The organism is Streptomyces sp. NPDC017520 (genome assembly GCF_044329855.1).
Lineage (GTDB): Bacteria > Actinomycetota > Actinomycetes > Streptomycetales > Streptomycetaceae > Streptomyces.
Genome location: NZ_JBIRKB010000005.1, coordinates 322,313 through 341,394 on the forward strand (window position 1 = coordinate 322,313; position 19,082 = coordinate 341,394).

The following is a 19,082-nucleotide window of genomic DNA, read 5'->3' on the forward strand; positions in this document are numbered from 1 at the left end:
GGACGATCTAGAGATTGCCGGGCAGACATGTCAATGCTCAGAGATGTCGGCAGACGCCGACGTCGCATTCGCTCCACCCTGACCAGAGCTACCGCAGCAACAGCGCTCCTGACCGCCGCAGCCGTACTGGCGGGCGTGATCCAGGCCGTTCCTGCCACGGCTGACCCGGCCGCCGAGGAGGATACCGGGACCAGCCGCAACAGCATCGGCGAGGATCCGCGGCGCGACCGCTGCCTCGCCGGTGTGGCGCTGCACGTCGGCGGCCCCCGGATGAAGGCCAAGGCCATCGAGGCCCTGACCGGCACCGACGAGCAGCTCCGCGAGGCCATCGGCGACATCGGCTGGATCGGCTACGGCCCCATGGGCATGGAAGGAATCGCCGACGAGGAGGACGGCAGCGCCTACCGGGAGGCCAGTGACCGGCGCAGGACCGAGCTCAACGAGGCCAACAAGCCTTACCGCGAGTCCGCGTGGAACGCCGAGGGCATCGAATACCACGCGCCCAACTTCGGCGCGAACGTGAACTACTTCACCGCGCTTGCACAGGTTCAGCTCGCCTCCCCACTCGGGTGGGACGGCCACAGCGAGGCCAGTGACGAGGCGATCGCGCGAGCCCGCGCGATCGCCGACGAGAACGACGGCAAGGACGACTGGCACGACTTCGCGGCGCACTGGATGCTGCAAGACGTCGGATACGAGTATTCGGGCGGCACCACTTCCAGCGACATCGCCGCCTATCTGCGGCGCGGTGGATTTGCGTCCGAGGCTCCGGTCAAGGACACGGCCGAGTACAACGTTGAGGTCGAGGACCTCAAGCAGGCCTGGGCGGCCTGCGACTACCAGAACCCGATCGACCCGCGCCGCGTGCTCAACGCCCCGGTCATGAGCGCGATGGTCGAGTGGGAGCAGGAGTACGCGGGGCAGTCCACCCAGCGCGCCACGATTATCCAGGCTGAGGCGGACGCCGCAGCGGCGACCCAGGCCGCGACCAGCGACATGATCGAGGCCATCAGGCAGGCCTGGATCGTCGAGCAGATCCTGACCTGGCGCAAGCACTGGCAGGACGAGCTCGCCAACAACCCCGACACCATCTTCGAGAAGCCCGACCAGGCGTTCTACGACAAGGCCACGGCCGATCAGAACGCCGCCCGCACCACGGTCGCCGGCCTGGTCGTCTCGGCCAAGGCGCAGGCTGCCAAGGCAGCTACCGCTGCCCAGAAGGCCGCGACCGCGCAGCAGGAGGCATGGGCCGTCGCCGACGCCGCCCATGCGCCGCGCGGGCGTGGCCTGATGTATGCCCAGCAGTCGGTCCAGGTAGCCCGCGCCTCGTCTGCCGCCACCGCGGCCGCCGCGAAGGCGACCGAGACCGCGCTCGCAGCAGCCAACGCGACGATCGCCGACGCGGACGCCCTGCTCGCCAAGGCGCAGACCGACTCCCACGCCATCAGCACCGAGTTCCGTCGCGTGGCCGCCGAGGAGGCTGCCTCCCAGGCGACGGCCGCCGCCGACAGCGCCGAGGCCAACGCCCAGGCTGCTGCCACCAGTGCGAAGAAGGCGAAGGACGCCCGCACGACGGCGGAGCAGAAGCGCGACAAGGCCAAGACCGCTGCCGCCACCGCTGCTTCCGAACGCGCCAAGGCACAGGCCGAGAAGGCCAACGCCGTCGCATCCCGCACCAAGGCCGCCACCGAGCGGGACAAGGCGCAGAAGGCCGAAGCGCGGGCGGCTGCCGAGCAGACCACCGCCAAGAGCGCCGACACCGCTGCCGAGACCGCGACCGCCGACGCGAAGGCGAAGCGCAAGCTCGCCAACGAGAAGGCGAAGGCTGCGCAGACCGCTCGCGAGAAGTCGGTCGCCGCGACCCAGGCCAAGCAGGCCACCGCGGCCCGCGCAGCCGCCCTCGAAGCCGCGGCCACCGCCGCCGCAGGCACAGCGGCGGCCGCCGAGACCCGGGCCGCGGCGACCGCTGCACGTACGGCGGCGAGCCAGGCCGCCCAGGCCTCTGCCACGGCGCAGACCGCGGCGGACCAGGCCACCACCGCCGCCGTCGGTGCCCGGACCGCCGCGACCACGGCGGAGGGCGCCGCCGGGCGGGCCGAGGCCAACGCCGGCAACGCGTGGTCGGCGTACCGCACGTCCCTCGGCGCGGCGTCTTCCGCGTACGCCGCTGCCGCCGTCGCCTTGGACGCGTCGCAGGACGCCGCGCTCCGCGCGGAGAACGCCGCCACGGCGTCGGGGAATGCCACGAAACTGGCCGAGAAGGCCGAGCAGGAATCCGCAGCCGCGATGACAAGCGCAACCGCGGCGGTCAAGTCGGCCGCGACCGTGGTCGGCCGTGCCTACGCCGCCGGACAGGCGGCGCTCGCCGCGCGCGACAGTGCGAAGGAAGCCACAGCGGCTTCCAGCGAAGCCATCGCGGCGGGAACGCCGTACCGGGTGAAGGACAGCTCGGCCGCGTTCGCCGTTCTGGTCGGTCAGTCGTCCAAGACGATCGCCGAACAGCAGTCAGCGGCCGCCGAGGCGAAGGCCACCGAGGCGGCAGCGGCGTCCGAGTCCGCGCGGCAGGCCGCTGCGCAGGCGACGGGCGACGCCAAGCTGGCAGCCGAGGCCGCCGCACGCGCCGCGAGTGATTCGGTCCGCGGCGTCGAGGCCGTGACCCGCGCTCAGACGTCCGCCGCCGACGCGGCCGGCGACCAGAAGGGCGCCAAGAACGCGTCCGACGCCGCCGCCGGCCACTCCCAGCAGGCCGGCGACGATGCGGCCAGTGCCCACGTCGTCGCGAACGAGGCGAACAACACCGCCATCGAGGCAGACCGCGAGGCGACGGACGCCGAGCGGCACGCCGCCGAGGCGAACGAGAAGGCCGATCGGGCCGATGAGGCCGCCAAGGGCGCCCAGGACAAGGCGACCCAGGCGGAGAAGGACGCCAAGGCAGCCGAGGACAAGGCGTCCGACGCCACGGGCGACAGCACCGCCGCCGAGGAGGCCGCGAAGAAGGCCGAGCAGGAACAGCGCGAGAAGAACGAAGCCGCGCACAAGGACGCACTCGCCGAGGGCGTCACACCCATCAAGGGCGGCGTCTCGAACTGGCCCGTGCTGGGTGACCGCGAGGAGAAGATTCTCCTCGACGCGTGCGGCCAGACCTGCGTCGACGACTACCGCGAGGGCCTCGCGGCCGTCTCAGTGGACATCGTCGCCTGGGCGACGGCCAACGGCGGCCAGATCCTCTTCGAACAGCTCGACGCGGCCGAGGTGAAGAAGTGCCTGGCCGGCTTCGACGTCGAGGACTGCCTCTGGGATCTTGTCGACATCGCCTCCTCCGCGGTGATCGTGGGCCGTATGTCCGCACTCGCCCAGGCAGTCGAGAAGGTCTCCGAGGGTGTCCGGAAGATCTTCGTCGACGCCGACGATGCACAGGGCCGGCTCGGCGAACTGACCGCCGTCATCAGCGATGTCCGCTCCACCCCGCGCCTGAACCGTTGCCTTGCGGGAGTCGCCCTGCACGCGGGCGGCGCAAAGATGAAAGCCAAGGCCATCGAGGGCCTGACCGGGACCAATGAGGAGCTGGACGCCGTCATCGGCGACCACGGCTGGATCGGGTTCATGCCCCTGGGGCAGGCCAGGGACCAGGACGACGAGACCGCCATGGCCTTCCGCGATGCCATGGCCGCCCGAGAGGCTCTTCTGGAGGACGCCAACCGGCCCTACGCGATGAGCTCGTTCGACGACGGGATCACGCTGCACACACCCGAGTTCGGCGCGGACATCCTCGGGTTCACCCTGGCATCCCAGGCGAAGCTGTCCCAGCGTCTGGGCTGGGACGACCACACCAACCCCAGTGCCGAGTCACTGGCGAAGGCCGAGGAGATCACCGAGCAGAACCGCGGCAAGGACAGCTGGCACGACGCCGAAGCCGACGTCATGCTGCGGTACTCGAACGTCACCAACACCCGGTTCTCCGGCGGTACAACGTCCGCCGACGTTGCCAGCTATCTGCGGCACGGCGGCTTCCTCGACAAGAAGGTCACCGAGGACAGTGCCGGGTTCCGCATCGAGGTCGAGACCCTCAAGCAGGCATGGGCGGAGTGCAACCACCAAGACCCGGTGGACCCGCGCAACCGCCTGAGCGAGGCCGTCTCGCAGGCCTCGGCAGAGTGGGAGACGGAGTACGCCGGCCAGGCCGCCCCGCGCGCGGTCATCATGCAGGCGGAGGCCGACGCCGCCGCCGCGACCCGGGCCGCCGCCGACAACATGGTCGAGGCCATCGGCCAGGCCTGGTTCGCCGACCAGATCCTGCGCTGGCAGAAGTACTGGCAGGACCAGCTCAAGATCGACCCGGATCACCTCTTCAAGCCGAAGCAGGCCCTCTTCGATCAGGCGAAGAGCGATCTGGCGAAGGCACGGGGCAAGGTCCAGGCGCTCGTCACCGCCTCCAAGCAGCAGGCCGCCGCTGCCAACGCCGCCGCCCAGCGCGCGGTGACAGCCCAGCAGCAGGCCTGGACGATCGCGGACTCCGCAGAGGTGCCACGCGGGCGCGGTCTGGTGTACGCCCAGCAGTCGGTCCAGGTCGCCCGCGCCTCCGGCGCGGCCGCCACGGCCGCCGCGAAGGCCACGGAGACGGCGCTGAACGCGGCGAACGCCACCGTCTCGACGTCCCACACCTTGCTGGCCCTGGCTCAGACCCAGACGCACGCGGTGAAGACAGAGTTCGCCCGTATTGCCGCTCAGGAGGCCGCCTCCCAGGCGAAGGCCGCCGCAGACAGCGCGGAAGCCTACGCGGTCTCCGCCGCGGCGAATGCCGCGACGGCCAAGAAGGCCAAGGAGACCGCCGCCGCAGAGGAAGAGGAGGCTCGTCAGGCCGCTGCCGACGCGCAGCGGACAAGGGGCGTGGCCGAGCTCGAGCGCGCCAACGCGGCGGCCTACAGGGCGACCGCGGAGAGCGAGCGGGACAAGGCGGCTTCTCACGAGGCGGACGCCGTCGCGCAGGGCCGGCTCGCCGGTGATGCCCGTTCCTCCGCCGAAGCATCGGCAGTCACGGCTTCGGATCGCAGGGCCAACGCCGAGAAGGCGGAGAAGGACGCGGTAGCCGCCCGCGACAGGGCCCTGGAGGCCGAGCAGCGGCGGGACTCGCTCAAGGCCAAGGCCGAGGCGAAGGAGGCGCACGCCGCCGCCGTGGAAGGTACGGACGCCGCAGAGGCCGCCCGTGCCGCCGCCACCGACGCCCGGAGCGCTGCCAACACGGCCACCACAGCTGCCGCCAACGCGCGGGCGTCGGCGAACGCGGCCACGGCCGCGGCCACCAACGCCCGCGAGGCGGCCACCAAAGCACAGGGCGCGGCATCCCGTGCCAAGGCGGCGTCCGACGCCACCTGGGCCTCCTACCTGGTGGCGGCCGGTTCCGCCGCCTCCGCCCACGCCGCCGCGGCGGAGGCGATCGACGCCTCCGAAGCGGCAGCCCTGGACGCCAAGGGCGCCAAGGAACAGTCCGAGAAGGCGTCCACAGCAGCCAAGACCGCCAAGAATGAGGCAGCCACCGCCCGCAGCGAGGCGCTGAAGACCGCAGGCTGGGCAGCGACCACCGCCGGCAAGGCGCTCGCCGCCGTCCAGTCGTCCCTCGCCGCCCGGGACTCCGCAGCAGCGGTGATCAAGCCCGCGAACGAGGCGATCTCGCTGGGCGGTCCGTACCAGGAGACCGACAGTTCCGCCGCGTTCGCCGTCCTCACCGGCCAACAGAGCCTGACGCTCTCCCAGCAGCAGGCAGCGGCGGCAGCCGCCACAGCCAATCTGGCCGAGGGCTTCTCCGCCGAGGCGAAGGCTCTCGCAGCCCAGGCCGCGGCCGACATGAAGCTCGCGGCCCAGGCATCCGCGGCAGCGGCAACCGACTCCGTTCGTGCCGCCAAGGCATACCAGCGGGCCCAGGCATCAGCCACCCAGGCCGCAGCGGACTCAAAGCTGGCCCAAGGCTCGGCGAAGCGAGCCGACGACTACGCCCATTCGGCCGGTTTGGACGTGGGAAGGGCTTGGACGGCGTCGAACGACGCTCAGCAGGACGCGATCGCGGCGGACAGCGCTGCTACCGAAGCGGAGAAGGACGCCGCTTCGGCCCGTGCGGCGGCCACCAAGGCCGAGGAGGACGCGGCCGGTGCCCGCGGCGCCGCCACCCGGGCGGAGGCCGACGCGACGGCGGCCGAGAAGGCCGCCGAGGGCGCGTGGGATGCGGCGAACGAGGCGCAGGAGGCCGCGGACCGCACGGAAAAGGGTGGCAACACCGAGCAGATCACGCAGGGTGTCACCACCGGAATCGGCGGAGTGTGGGCGGTTCTCGACCGCATCGAGTACATCGGCGACCCGCAGAACGTCGTCAAGGACAACTGCAACCCGATCATCCACATCGGGGACTGCACGATCACGGCCAGCATCACGTACAAGTCGCACGTCGACCTGTTCATGTGCATGGCGCCGCCGGATTCCTACTCCGGCAGTTGCCCCGCCGCAGACACCGTCTACCTCGGCCCCGAGATCTCGGAAGCCCAGACCAAGCGGATGTCGTACACGCTGACGATGGTCGAGTTCAACTCGGGCATCGATCCGATCGATGTCCTGCTCGGTGACTTCATCGGCTGTGCGAAGCTGATCACGCCGGGTGTTTCGGGGGGCAGTTGGGGCAACTGTGCCTGGGCTGCCAGTTGGTTCGTCGCCGGCGCGATCTTCAAGTCCGCAAAGGCTGCGGTCACGGCGATGGACGCCGCAGTGAAGACTGGTGTCGGCTTCGTGGACGCCTGGCTGGCACTCCGCTCCATAGGACTGGCCGAGGCAGCCGTCGCCGGTATCGGCACCAAGGTGATCCTGCGACTGCAGAAAGCCTGCGAGAAGGTCGTCCCGAAGTCCTTCAGCCGTGCAGCTCTCTCCGCCTCCAGCACCCCGCACCATCCAGGATGCTGGGTCGAGATGGGTGGCCCGGGCGTATGGCAGATCTCCCACGAGGGCGGAAAGAAGCCCCGCGCCATCGCCTACGAGTTTCAGATCACCGGTGTCCCGGAGGGCTTCGGCTACCTCCTCAAGAGCACACCCAACCCGGCAGGCAGACTGAAGATCGACGGATACAAGGGCGGCGTTCTCCTCGAAGCCAAGGGGCCCGGGTACTCCAACATGCTCAACACCTACAAGCCGAAGGTAGTGGAGGAGGACTTCGTCAAGCAGGCCCAATACCAGGTGCGGGCCGCACCGAACACCCCTATTACTTGGCACATTGCCGAGGAGGATGTCTTCCTGGAGGCGAAGAAGGTGTTCGCGGCCGATCCTGAACTGGCACGTATCACCGTGCTCTTCACGCCCCCCGTCTGACCGAACCGTCGGTGCCCCGCCCCCCCAGGGGGCGGGGCACCGGCAACCACCTGTGATAGGGAGAGGCCATGAGTTTTGACATCTTCGTGTGCCGGTTCGAAAACGGTGAACCGGCACCACTGGACATGAATGCCGCACATGAGGTCCTCGACCCCTATGCGGTTGCGCGCGACCCCGAAATGGATTTCCTTCTCGTGAGTACAGCGGAAGGAGAGGAGGCTTCGGTGTACTTCAACAACACGACCGGAATCACCTTTAACCGGTTCGGGGGAGAAGGAATCATGAACCTTCTCGCCGTCCTGCTCCAACGCCTGGACGCCGCACTCATCGTCCCGGGCGGGCCAACGATGATCCAGAGGGAAGAAGACCATGAGCGTCTGCCTCCGTCACTGAGGGACGAGTGGCCGGTCGTGGTCGTCAGAACTGGAGCGGAGATCACGGAAGCGATCGAGGCTTCGTAAGGGGCCCCCGGGAGGGGCGTACTCAGCTCAGCTTCTTCAACTGCCCCCGGACGACCGCTTCGGGAATTGCGCTCTTCTGCGGGGTCAGCATGTTGACCCCGTAGAAGACCGCGATCACGCCATCTTTGCGGATCAGGGTGTACGTCATACTGGCCTTCTGCTTTCCGACGACGTTGGTGATGCGATAGCCGACGGCATCGTCGCCCAGAGCGGGGGCCTTCACCGGCTGGACCGACTTGTAGGCCAGCCCCAGGGTCTTGAAACCGTCCGGGCACTCCTTGAGGGAAGTTCGCACCTCGGCGAAGACCTTCTTGGCGTTCTGCGCCGAGTGGGAGGCGAGCCACATCGAGCCGACAGTCGCGTTGGTTGCCTCCATGGGTTCGAGGGCACGGTGCTCGACCGCCACCGCAGGGATGTGGGTGTAGCCGCCAGCCAGGCTCGCCAGCGGCTGGCACTCGGCCTTGTCCGCCTTCATGTCGCGTCCGGCTTCGACATCCGCCTTGGCTACCTTCTTGGCATCGAAGCCGTTCTTCTCTCCGGAGAGCGTGGCCTTTTCGAGGGCCTTTGGGGCCATCGCTCCGATGCGCTCGGCCTCGGCCTCAGCCTTGGATTCGGCCAGAAGTGAGCTGCTTTTTGTGCTCGCTTTCGAATTATCGCTAGAATCTTCAGACGTGCCACTGCATGCAGATATTGCGATAAGGGCTGGCAATATGGCGGTGAGCAAGTTGACCTTGTGCGGTCTCATGTGATTATTTCCTGGCATCTCTCGCTGTCAAAGAATTAACAAAACTATCTTACCGACAGCAGAGCGGATTTCAGATTACGTTTTGACGTCAACCAAAGCCACAATCATCTGCTTTCCGGCATAAGCCTCGATCTTTCGTGACGGCCCGCCAGCTTCTCTGGCGGGCCGTTTCGGTTGTTCGAGCTCGCGGCCGCTGGCACCGGCACTGACCGCGACCAAGGCGGTGCGCAACTGCACTACGCCGGTAGCGTCGGTGCCAGCTGGAGCCAGGCCGAACGCACCCGCCTCGCCGGCCTCCTCCGCACCGCGGCCATCGACACCTGCGCGTTCACCGAGATCCCGCCGGTGGCCGGGGCCCCATGGGTGCTCGGCTACGCAACCCGCACGCGCGCCGGACGCCTGCGCCACCCCTCCTGGCACCGGCTGATCCCCGACCTCGCCCCCGGCGACCTCACCTGATCCCGCGGCGGTTGGTTGCGCGGGCCGCGTTCCCGGTCCGTCCGCGCCGGATGCGTCTTTGCCCGGCAGCGCGCTACGCCGCCTCACCCGTGGACTGGTCGTCACGTGCTTCAGCTGCATCCGGAGACAACGGTGCTGGGGCCCAGGGTCTGCCAGAAGGGGTGGGTGCTCACCTGGGTGCTGAGCTCCAGCAGAAGCTTCCGGTAGGCAGCGACCTGCTGGAGCTGGTACTCCGCATATCCGGGGCCGGCCGGCCTGGCGGGCCGGTAGTTCATCCGGGTGGCGCACATCCCGGCCGCGAACCATAACCGGCGGCCGCGGCGCCGCACCGGGCATGGATGCCGTTTCGACGCCCGCCACGTCAGCGAGCCCGGGCTCGTCGTCCTCGACACGCCTGGTGGCGGAGGTCCGGGAAGCAGCCGACACGGCTTTGTACTCCCGAAGCCGCCGCGACGTAAGAGGAGCTCTACGTCACCAGGCGCGAATCGACCGGCACCGGATTGCTCTCGTCGTCAGTCTCACGGCCAACCGTCTGTAGTAGAGGTGAGGGCCGGGACATGTGACAGAACAATACGACGGCGTGCGAGATCGACGTCGATGATCTTCACAGTGATGGCGTCGCCGACCTCGACGACGTCTCTGAACGATTCATCCAGCTCGCTGGTGTGCACGAGCCCCTGGAAGCCGTCCGCTCGGTCCTCGATGCGGACAAGGACGCCGAACGGCACGATCTTGGTGACCGGCCCGATGACCATCTGTCCGATCCTCTGCGCCATCTGCGGCCAGGGGTCTTCCTGCAGTGCTCGAAGCGACAGCGGTACCCGTTCCCGGACCATGTCGACGTCGAGGACCTCGGCTGTGACCTCCTGGCCGACGCTGACGACGTCGGACGGGTGGTCAAAGGGACGCTGGGACAACTCCGGGAGGTTGATCATCGCGGCGAAGCCGCCGATGTCCACGAAGGTAACGCCGAAGCTGGCGATGGTCGTTACTGTGCCGGTGACGACCTGGCCGCGCCGTAGGGTCTTCAGGAAGGCCCAGTCCCGGTCGCCGGGCGTCGGCTCGGTCTGCCAGCGAGCGCGTAGAACGCCGTCGCTGTCAGGCAGCACAGCGGTGAACAGCGGGAGATCTTCACCGGCGTACATGGATACGACGCCGGCAGCACGCGCGCCGGCGAGCTGGGAAGTCACTGCCGCGAACTGGGTCTCGTCCACGACCGTGCTCGTGATCTGCCCGTCCTCGTCCTCCCAGACGATCTTCGCAAGGTCTTCGTCGGGCAGAGCGGCCACGGCCGTGTCGACGTCCGTGAGCAAGTCCGGCCAGACCGCCAGCTGGGAGCGCGGGACCAGCTGGGAGCGCACGGTCTCGATGTTGTCGCGGGTCAGGCGGTGCCACCGGGAGACGTTGACGGCGAAGACTTCCTCCAGGAACACCGCACGGTGGGAACTGACGGTCCAGTGCAGACGAGCCCAGAAGTCGGCATCGGCCGGGCGCTGCACGTACGCGGCGTCGTCAGGGGCGAAGTCGTATGGCGAGGCGTCTATTCGTTCCGGGAACAGGCCGAGCGCGCGGGTGCGGGCCAGTGCGGTTTCGCAGGGCAGGTTGCTGCCGATGTAGAGGTACTGGTCCCAGCCTACGTGCACAGCGAACGCTCCCTCCGCCTCCAATCGGCACCAGGCGCCGTTGTCGCGGAGCATGGACCGGACGAGTTCCAGGCCGACGGCGATCGGCACCAGAGCGCCGTCATGGAACCCGGCCGGGCCGGCCGGGAACAGGTCGGCCAGGCCGTAGCCGTCTACCGGTGGCTCCAGGCCGAAGCGGGCGAAGCCGCCGACCTGTGGCTCGCGGACCTCCAGCCGGTCAGTGCCTGCCGCCTCCGCGAAGGCGGCGATTGCCGCCAGGTAAGCCTCTTCGACCGGCCCGTGGTCACTGACCGTGTCCTCGGCACCGGTGTAGTGACCGCGCTCGTCACGGTGTGCGGGATCGTACTTGGTGATCCGGTAGACGAACGGCGGCACGCTGCTCCCTGGGCGGTCTGAAGGAGATCTCAGCATAGGTTCCGCTGCCGAGTCCGCGGTCAGGATTCTCGGAGAGCGTCCCAGGTCACCCCGGCTGGGCACCCTGTGCTCGCCAAGTGGAATGCACACCCGTGACAGCTCCTGTGCTCAACGGACAGGCAGGCCTGATGCTCAGCCACCGCTCCTGCGCCCGCCGGGAGTGGATCACCCGCAGGAACGCTGGTCCGGCGTCTGACCGGTGCGTGGGAGCGGTGCGCCGACGGCGCCCTGAGGAGTGGTGGAGTTCGCGCCATCCTTCGTCAAGATCCAGCGGGCCCGCCCGGCTATCGCGATACTCGTTCCGCCCTCCTCCGGAAACAGAGGAGGATGAGGGCGTTCCGGACGAGGCGTTCGACTGACGGCACATCAACGGGCCGTGTCCCGCCCGCAGCCGTCGCAGCAGATCGGCCGCGGCCGGTGTCAGCTCGACGGCGGGAGATTTCGGGTCACACTCCATGGACCTGCTCCTTCTCTGCCACGGCGACGCCGCGACAACCGGACGCGAGTCAACCGGACCGGACGTTGCGACCGGGTTGCACGCCCTATGCTCGCGGCCATGGAGCAACGGGAAGTCGTGAAGCGCGTGATCGGCATCCTCACAGAGGCGCGCGAAATGCAGCGTCTGCTGGAGGCGGACCTCGAACGGGAAGATCTGGACGCGGGAGCGGGCGCGGTCACCGCCCTGCTGAACGAGACGATGCCCCACATCGCCATCCCCGACGACTTCTCCGTGGAGGAGGTGGTCACCGTCGTCGGGCGCGAGGTCGGCGGCGCGGTCGAACAGCTCGTGAGCGCCTTCACCCTCGCGTTCACGATGCTGGCCCAGGTCCACGACTCCGGGCAGACCGACGTGTCGTCGGCGGACGTTCTCCAGGACCTCGCGCTGCGGGTCGAGGGCGGCGGGCCGGACGACGACGAGGACCCCCTGCTGTAGCGGCCTGCGTTCCGCCGCGCGGGTATGCATAGTGGAGGGAGAAGCGCGTATCTCCCTCGCGGCATGGAGGCAGCTGTGGGAAAGAGCACCGGCATTGCCCGCGCCAAGGCGCGGAGGCTCAAAGGCATGATCAAGGAATCGGACGGCATCGCCCTCGAGAACGAGCGGCTGAAGGCCGAGGGCAAGAAGGAACAGGCCGAGGCCCGCCGCGAGGAGGCCCTGGCACGTGCGGCGCGGGAGGCCTCCGACCGCTGAGAGAAGCGCGGGTGCCCGTGCCGTCACGCACGGCAGGCCGTCACGCACGGCAGCGGGCACTCGCACGAGTCCGCTGCTGCCGTACCTCCCATCGCGGAGGAGAAGCGCCGTCGATTTCGCCGGAGGACGCCCCTCACCCGGGGACGCTGCCGTACGTGGGGGCACCGGACGCTGCCGTACGTGCGGCGGCCGGACGGGGTCGTACGTGCGAGGGCCGGACGGGGTCGTGCGTGCGGGGGCCGGACGGGGTCGGCTACTTCCCGGCCTGTGCGTTCTCCCGGACCGTCTCGACGACCTCCGGGTCGAGGGCCGCCCTGACCAGCGCCGCGGCGAGCGCCGCCCGGCTCCGGCCGTGCGCAAGCTCCGCCAGCGTGCCGGGGGAGGTGGGCAGACCGAGCCTCTCGGCTCCCTGGAGCCCTTTCGCACCGGCCCGGAACCCGGTCTCCGGCCAGAGGTCCTGCACCTCGCGCACGAAGATGTCGGCCCCGGCCGGTCCGATCCCCTGGACCCGCTGGAGCCCCGCACGCACCACCTCCCCATCGCCGTCCGCCTCAGCGCGGAGGCGGCGAAGGTCGCCCTTCCAGACGTCGAGGACGAGGTGTGCGCCCTCCCCGAGCTGGGTGGAGGTCCGCTCGTCGTAGCGGCGGTAGCCGCCCTCGCCCAACGCGTCCACGCGCTGCTGCCAGGTCGCGTCGGCCATCCGGCGCGGGGTGCGCATGCCGTCCGCGAACAACGCCCGCGCGGCGGCTACGGCGACCGACGCCCGGATCCGCGCGCTCAGCAGATGACTCAGCACCAAGAGCTGGTAGAGCGGCTGCGGAGTGTCACGCAGCCGGATCCCCGCCTCCTCCGCGTACGTCCGCCCGTACCCCTCCAGCAGCGCGTCGGTGATCCGGCGCGCTGCTGCGGACACCTCGCGGCTCGTCATCCGTAACCGAAGATCCGGGCGAGGAAGAATCCGGCGACCACCAGCGCGCCGATCACGATCAGGGCGGTCCAGACGCCGGGGTGCTCCCACGGCCCTCCGTCCGGGCGTTCCTCGTGGGCCTCCCCGATGGAACCCTCGGCCGGCGGTGTCTCTCCTGGGGGATTCAGTAGAACAGCCATGAATCCAGGGTCCCTCCTTTCGAGGGCCCGCGCACGCCGTCCGGTCCTTGCCCGGCTGCGGGGCCGTACGGCGGAGCCTGACGGGGGAAGCGCTGCGGTGACGGAATTCGGGGCACCGTCAAGGAATGCCCCGAGTCTCCGCCCCTGTCGTCAAACTCGTGCAGCGCACCACCGAACCCGCCGGGGTGCAGACGCTGCGCTCGACGGCGGCCGCCGTCATCGCCTACTCCGTGGCGGTGTGGGCGCTGCCCGAACCAGCGCCCCTGACCGCACCCCTCACCGCACTCCTGGTCGTCCAGGTGACCCTCTACGCGACCCTCACCACCGGCGTCCGCAGGGTGAACTCGGTGGTCGTCGGTGTCCTCATCGCCATCGCCTTCAGCTCTCTGGTGGGGCTGAGCTGGTGGAGCCTCGGCCTCACGATCTTCACCTCGCTGCTGATTGGACGGCTGGTCCGGGTCAACGAGTTCGTGCCCGAGGTGGCGATCAGCGCGATGCTGGTCCTCGGCGTCTCCCAGGTCGCGGACACCGCGTGGGACCGGGTGTGGGAGACCCTGATCGGCGCTGTCGTGGGACTCCTGTTCAACCTGCGCCTCGCCCCGCCCGTCTGGGTCGGCTCGGCCGGCTCCTCCATCGAGTCGCTCGCCGCCCGGATGGGCACGATGCTGCGCGGCATGGGAGAGGAGGTCGTGGGGCACAACCCGGTGACCCGGGCCGCGGCCCGGCTCCACGAGGCCCGCAGGCTCGACCACGACATCGTCGAGGTCGACGCCGCCCTGCGGCAGGCGGAGGAAAGTCTCACCCTCAACCCCAGGGTGAGACAGGGGTTGCTCCACCGGGTCGTCCTGCGCACCGGGCTCGACACGCTGGAGATCTGTGCCGTCGTGTTGCGCGTCCTGTCCCGCACCCTCACCGACCTGGCGAAGGCCCGCACCGAGGAGTCGTTGTTCCCGGCCGACGTGACGGAACTGCTCCAGGAACTCTTCGGCCACCTCGCCGACGCGATCGAGAGCTTCGCCGTACTGGTCACGACCCAGCTCGCCGCCGACGCGGAGGCGGCGGAGGACCGGCTCGCCGACGCGCTCGCCCGCAGCCGCGCCACCCGCGACCGGGTGGCCGACCTGCTGCTGGAGGACGTCCAGGAGCACCCGCGGCAGTGGCAGTTGCACGGCGCCCTGCTCGCCGAGGTCGACCGGGTGCTGGCCGAACTCGACATCGAGGAGCGCACCCAGCGCCTCGGCGAGGAGCTGGACCGCCGCTCGGCGGAGGCGCACGCGCGTCACCCCGGGCTGCGCGCACTCCGGCGGCGGTTGGGCCGGCAGCCCTCCTGACCGCCCGCGCGGGAGCCCCACCCGATTCCGGCACGAGAACTCCGGCTGCTGGGGATGCGAAGGCGGCCGGTCGCTGGTTCGCTGGTGGCCGGGGTACGTCCGGCCGCGACCCGCCTGACACGCCTCAGAGGTCCCCAGCGTCCAAGGAGTGATGATGAGCGGTTCGGACGGACCCGCCGACCTGGCTCGGCAGATGCGCGAGAAGGCCCAGCAGCTCGCGGAGGCCGCGGAGCGCGCGAGCGACCCGCACGAACGCGAGCGGCTGGAGAAGAAGTCCCGGACGATCCGGGACCGGAGTGAGCAGCAGAGTGCCATGGAGGCCGGGGACGTCTACCCCGAGAAGTAGCCCCGCCGACGCGCGCCCGCGCGCCCGCTCGCCCGCTTCCGGAGGAACCTGGCGAACCTCCGGGGCGGACGGGCGTGCGCGCAGGCGGGCCCGGGCGCGACCGCGTGCCCCCGCCGGCGACCGCGTGCCTCCGCCGGCGACCGCGTGCCTCCGCCGGCCCGGCGACCGGGTGCCCCGCACGGGACTGCGTGCATCCGCCCGCCGGGCGACCGGGTGCCTCCGTCGGCAGCCGCGTGCCTCCGCTGGCCCGGCGACCGCGTGCCCCGCACGGGGCTGCGTGCCCCGCACGGGACTGCGTGCATCCGCCCGCCCGGCGACCGGGTGCCCCCGCCGGCAGCCGCGTGCCTCCGCTGGCCCGGCGACCGCATCCGGGCGCCCCCGCCCAGCAGCCGCGGGCGCCCGGATGCGGTCACCTGGCCCACTTCAGGAGCCGGTCCGCGCTCCAGGTCGTCACCACCCGGTCGGCCCGCACCCCGCACTCCTCGGCGCGGGCGCACCCCGACCGCTGCCAGGCGAGCTGCCCCGGGGCGTGCGCGTCGGTGTCGATCGCGAACAGCGCCCCCGCCGCGACGGCCGCGCGCAGCAGCCGCAGGGGCGGATCCCGCCGCTCCGGACGGCAGTTGATCTCCACCGCCGTCCCCGCATCGGCGCAGGCCGCGAAGACCCGGTCCGCGTCGAACCGCGACTCCGGCCGGCCGCGCCCGGCCAGCAGGCGGCCCGTGCAGTGGCCGAGCACATGCGCCCGCGGGTGGCGTACCGCCGCCTCCAGGCGACGGGTCATCGGCTCCGGGTCCATCCTCAGCTTGGAGTGGACCGAGACCACGACCACATCGAGCCGCTCCAGCAGCGCGGGCTCCTGATCGAGCGAGCCGTCCGGGAGGATGTCGCACTCGATGCCCGTCAGCAGTCGGAACGGGGCCCACACCTCGTTGAGCCGCTCCACCACCGCGAGCTGCTCCCGCAGCCGCTCCGGCGACAGGCCGCGGGCCACCGTCAGCCGGGGCGAGTGGTCGGTGAGGACGGCCCATGCGTGCCCGAGCTCCGCGGCCGTCCGGCCCATCTCCTCGATCGGGCTGCCCCCGTCCGACCAGTCCGAGTGCAGATGGCAGTCGCCCGTCAGCCGGGCGAAGAGATCCTCGCCACCCGCGACGGGCGGCTCGGCGGCGGCTTCCGCCTCCAGCCGGTCCAGATACCCGGGCGTCTCCCCGGCCAAGGCCTCGCGAATCACCTCGGCGGTGCGCGGCCCGATCCCGGCGACCCGTTCCAGGGAGTTCGCGGCCACCCGCTCGGCCGCCTCCCCGGCGGCCATCGCATCCACGGCGGCCGCGGCCGTGCGGAAGGCCTTCACCCGATAGGTGGCGGCCTGGGAGCGTTCCAGCAGGAAGGCGATCCGCCGCAGGGCGTTGACCGGGTCCATCGGCACCTCCACCAGAAGCGTCCGCGGCCGGCACAGGTCCGCGCCGGGAGTCCGCCCGCCCCACCAGGATGGTCGCATCCGTCCCAGGTCGCATCCGCCCCCGTTCCCAACCGCCCCCGGTCCCATCCGCCCCCAGTCGCCTCCGCGCCGAAGCCGCCGCTTCAGGACACGGCCTCCCCGGTGTCCGGCACGGGCACCCAGCGGCCGGTGCCCGTGTCGTAGTCGAGCAGCGGCCGCCCCCGCACCCCGCTCGTACGGAACGGCCGCCCGCCGTCGTCGACGCGCACCGTGCCGGACCGGCCGCCGGCGCTCCAGGTCAGCTCCGCGAACCAGTCGCAGTCGCAGCCGACCGTACGACCCGTGATCAGGAGGACCTCGGGATCGGTGACGGAGACGCTGTACGGGAAGGCGACCGCCTCGATGGGCTCGCCCGAGTCGTTGCCCGCGACCGAGCGGGCGACGGGGCGAGGCGCGTCGAGATCCACGTCGAACATCCTCGGGGTGAGGGCACCGCCGCAGCCGGAGCTCATCCGGTAGACCCGGCCCTCCGCCGGCGGACGACGCTCGACCACGCGGATCCGCAGGGCTTCCAGCACCACGGTCCGCTCGTCCTTGCCCTGCAACGTGATCCGGACACCGGCCTCGCCCGCGTGCACCGCGCCGAGCGCTCCGGCCCAGGACGCCGCGTCCGCCTCCAGCGGGGGCGGCGGGACGGCGGCAGGCGCCCGGTCGACGAGGTAGGAGTGGTCGCAGCCGTTCTTCCAGACGTGACCGTCCGCGGTCCAGGTGAACGGCACAAGCCCGGCCTTCGGGCCCGGTGAACCCCCGGACGCCCGTGGGAGCGCCTCCCCGCGCTGCTCGACGCCGGGCGGCACGGTCGCCGACGGGGTGGAGCCGGAGGGCCTTACGCGTGGGGTCCCGGTCGGCGATGCCCGCGGCTTCGCGGGTGTGAGGGAGCTGGAAGGCGAGGGCGCCGGGCTGTCCGCCGGGGGCCCGCCCGGCCGCTGGGCCACCGAGGGGCGTCGGTCCGTGTCCGGGAGCGACGGCCCTCCCAAGGCCGCGACCAGGGCGAGCGTGAGCACCGCGGCGGCGAGGACCCCGAGCCCCTGCCCGTACCGGCGTGCTCGACGCGCCCAGGACACCGGCCCCCGGGGAAACCCGCCGGTCGTGGCCGCCTTCCCGGCGACGGAAGCCGGCCCCGGGCGAGGACCGGTGTGGCCGGACGGCTCGTGGGCCGCGGACGGCGGCGGCCCGGACACGGCCCTGCCGGACGGCCCGGCTCCGGCGGCGTGGGGCAGCGCCGGCCACCGCCCGGGCGACACCGTCTCCCTGGCCGATCCCTCCACCGGCGCCACTTCCGCCACTTCCGCCACTTCCGCCACAGCATCCGCCTCTGCCTCAGCGTCGGTCGCGGCTTCGGTCTCGGCCTCGGCGCCGGCCTTCTCCTCCGGCCTCCCTTCCGCCGTCCCCTGGCGATCGAGGCGTTCGCGGTCCGCCAGGATCCACAGACGGTGCAGTGCCTCCCGCTCCCCGGCCGGTGCGCCGCACAAGCGGGCCAGCCGCTCCACGGGGGCGAACTCCACGGGCACCGTCCGCCCCGTGCAGTACCGGTGCAGCGTCGAGCCGCTGACCCCGATCCGGCGGGCCAGCGACGCGTACGTCCGGCCCGACCGCTCCCGCAGCGCGTTCAGCCGTTCCGCCAGCACCGCCCGCGCGGCCCCCTCGGCGTCACCCGACACGCTCGACCTCCCCCGCAGCCGTACCAGGGCGTTCCAGCCCCCCGAGAACACCCACGTCACCAGGGGTGGGACGGTTCCAGCCCGGCGGGAACCCGTGTTGCGCTTGTCGGCGTCCTGGGCGGCGGCCCAGGCTGGTGCTCGTTCCCGTACCTCCGTCGCAGGGCCCCTCAGCGGGCTCCGCACCTCTCGGCGCGACGGCTGTACGACCACCTGACCGCACCATCCGAAACGGGGAACCTCACCATGCGCACCCTTCGCACCGCACTGCTGACCGCCGCGGCCACGGGCCTGGCCGTCTCCGCACTGGCCCAGGTGCCCGCCGCCGCGGCGCCGGCCCCCGCTCCCGTCCAGCCGAAGTTCCTGAGCGCGGGCCGGCTGCCCGCCTCCACCACACCCTGGACGGCCGGTCCCGTACGCCAGGGAGTACCCGCGGAAGGGTCGGTGTGCACCGCCGGCATCGCCCCGGCCGCCGGCACCCGCCACCGGGACTTCCGCACCGAACTGGACACCACTGCCCGCCAGACCATCACGGTCGCCACCACCACCGCTCGGGCCAAGGCGCTCGCCGCCGAGCTGCGCGGCGCCCTGGAGAGCTGCCTCGACCGGCTGAAGGAGCAGGACCCCGGCCTGGAGGGGGAGGCGTTCTACCACGGCCACGTCGACATCGAGGAGGGCGCGCACGTCTACAGCATCGACACGTCCTACCCGGAGGTCGGCTCCACCGACATCGGGCTCTACTCCGTGGGCCGCGACGGCAGGGCCGTGACCGTCGTCGAGTGGGGACAGCTGGGCGAACTCGACGGCGCACCGCTGGAGGGCTTCAGGAACACGACGCGCACCGCCGTCGCCAAGCTGTACTGAGGCCACGTCCGGCGACCGGCCGTCGG

The 19,082-nt window shown here is 71.0% G+C and carries 15 protein-coding genes and 1 pseudogene; 8 read left to right on the forward strand and 8 right to left on the reverse strand.

The genetic code is table 11. The annotated features are described in order from the left end of the window. The first annotated feature begins 27 nt into the window (after positions 1-27). Complete coding sequence (locus ACH4KB_RS14780; RefSeq protein ID WP_398066337.1) at positions 28-7,344, forward strand: hypothetical protein; 7,317 nt, start codon at positions 28-30, stop codon at positions 7,342-7,344. A 68-nt stretch (positions 7,345-7,412) separates the two neighbouring features. Next, positions 7,413-7,805 carry a hypothetical protein gene (locus ACH4KB_RS14785; protein WP_398066338.1) on the forward strand — a complete coding sequence of 131 codons (393 nt, stop codon included), beginning with the start codon at positions 7,413-7,415 and terminating at the stop codon, positions 7,803-7,805. Positions 7,806-7,827: 22 nt separating this feature from the next. Here ACH4KB_RS14785 and ACH4KB_RS14790 read toward each other — a convergent pair whose 3' ends face one another. After that, a complete protein-coding gene (locus ACH4KB_RS14790; protein ID WP_398066339.1) occupies positions 7,828-8,550 on the reverse strand; it encodes a hypothetical protein in 723 nt (240 codons plus the stop codon). A 174-nt stretch (positions 8,551-8,724) separates the two neighbouring features. Here ACH4KB_RS14790 and ACH4KB_RS14795 point away from each other — a divergent pair, with 174 nt between their 5' ends. Next, entirely contained in the window at positions 8,725-9,009 is a 285-nt protein-coding gene (locus ACH4KB_RS14795) for a hypothetical protein (RefSeq protein ID WP_398066340.1), read from the forward strand. Positions 9,010-9,119: 110 nt separating this feature from the next. Here the strand turns inward: ACH4KB_RS14795 and ACH4KB_RS14800 are convergent, their stop codons facing one another. The 3 genes and pseudogenes from ACH4KB_RS14800 to ACH4KB_RS14810 form a co-directional block, all read right to left on the reverse strand. Beyond that, entirely contained in the window at positions 9,120-9,299 is a 180-nt protein-coding gene (locus tag ACH4KB_RS14800) for a hypothetical protein (RefSeq protein ID WP_398066341.1), read from the reverse strand. A gap of 228 nt (positions 9,300-9,527) precedes the next feature. Next, entirely contained in the window at positions 9,528-11,027 is a 1,500-nt protein-coding gene (locus tag ACH4KB_RS14805) for a S1 RNA-binding domain-containing protein (RefSeq protein ID WP_398066342.1), read from the reverse strand. 391 nt (positions 11,028-11,418) lie between these two features. After that, positions 11,419-11,523 (reverse strand): annotated as a pseudogene (locus tag ACH4KB_RS14810) (DUF779 domain-containing protein); the annotation flags it as partial. An 87-nt stretch (positions 11,524-11,610) separates the two neighbouring features. On the opposite strand from ACH4KB_RS14810, the gene ACH4KB_RS14815 reads away from it, so the two are divergent. Further along, positions 11,611-12,000 carry a hypothetical protein gene (locus tag ACH4KB_RS14815; protein WP_398066343.1) on the forward strand — a complete coding sequence of 130 codons (390 nt, stop codon included), beginning with the start codon at positions 11,611-11,613 and terminating at the stop codon, positions 11,998-12,000. Positions 12,001-12,075: 75 nt separating this feature from the next. After that, positions 12,076-12,255, forward strand: coding sequence for a hypothetical protein (locus ACH4KB_RS14820; RefSeq protein WP_398066344.1), 180 nt, complete (start codon positions 12,076-12,078; stop codon positions 12,253-12,255). 253 nt (positions 12,256-12,508) lie between these two features. On the opposite strand, the gene ACH4KB_RS14825 is transcribed toward ACH4KB_RS14820, so the two are convergent. After that, positions 12,509-13,183: an endonuclease gene (locus ACH4KB_RS14825; protein WP_398066345.1), complete on the reverse strand. Its 675-nt coding sequence runs from the start codon at positions 13,181-13,183 to the stop codon at positions 12,509-12,511. After that, positions 13,180-13,362 (reverse strand): DUF6480 family protein, encoded by a 183-nt coding sequence (locus ACH4KB_RS14830; protein WP_398066346.1) that lies wholly within the window; start codon positions 13,360-13,362, stop codon positions 13,180-13,182. Before ACH4KB_RS14830 ends, ACH4KB_RS14825 begins: the two co-directional genes overlap by 4 nt. A gap of 125 nt (positions 13,363-13,487) precedes the next feature. On the opposite strand from ACH4KB_RS14830, the gene ACH4KB_RS14835 reads away from it, so the two are divergent. Together ACH4KB_RS14835 and ACH4KB_RS14840 are read left to right on the forward strand one after the other, a co-directional pair. Continuing rightward, the gene (locus ACH4KB_RS14835) at positions 13,488-14,693 is read left to right on the forward strand and encodes an aromatic acid exporter family protein (protein WP_398066347.1); all 1,206 of its coding nucleotides are present in this window, start codon (positions 13,488-13,490) and stop codon (positions 14,691-14,693) included. A gap of 154 nt (positions 14,694-14,847) precedes the next feature. Further along, complete coding sequence (locus ACH4KB_RS14840; protein WP_265597662.1) at positions 14,848-15,039, forward strand: DUF6381 family protein; 192 nt, start codon at positions 14,848-14,850, stop codon at positions 15,037-15,039. Positions 15,040-15,448: 409 nt separating this feature from the next. Here ACH4KB_RS14840 and ACH4KB_RS14845 read toward each other — a convergent pair whose 3' ends face one another. Next, a complete protein-coding gene (locus tag ACH4KB_RS14845) occupies positions 15,449-16,456 on the reverse strand; it encodes a PHP domain-containing protein (RefSeq protein WP_398066348.1) in 1,008 nt (335 codons plus the stop codon). 161 nt (positions 16,457-16,617) lie between these two features. Further along, entirely contained in the window at positions 16,618-18,195 is a 1,578-nt protein-coding gene (locus ACH4KB_RS14850) for a helix-turn-helix domain-containing protein (RefSeq protein WP_398066349.1), read from the reverse strand. A 243-nt stretch (positions 18,196-18,438) separates the two neighbouring features. Here ACH4KB_RS14850 and ACH4KB_RS14855 point away from each other — a divergent pair, with 243 nt between their 5' ends. Continuing rightward, positions 18,439-19,056, forward strand: coding sequence for a hypothetical protein (locus ACH4KB_RS14855; protein WP_398066350.1), 618 nt, complete (start codon positions 18,439-18,441; stop codon positions 19,054-19,056). Positions 19,057-19,082 lie beyond the last annotated feature (26 nt).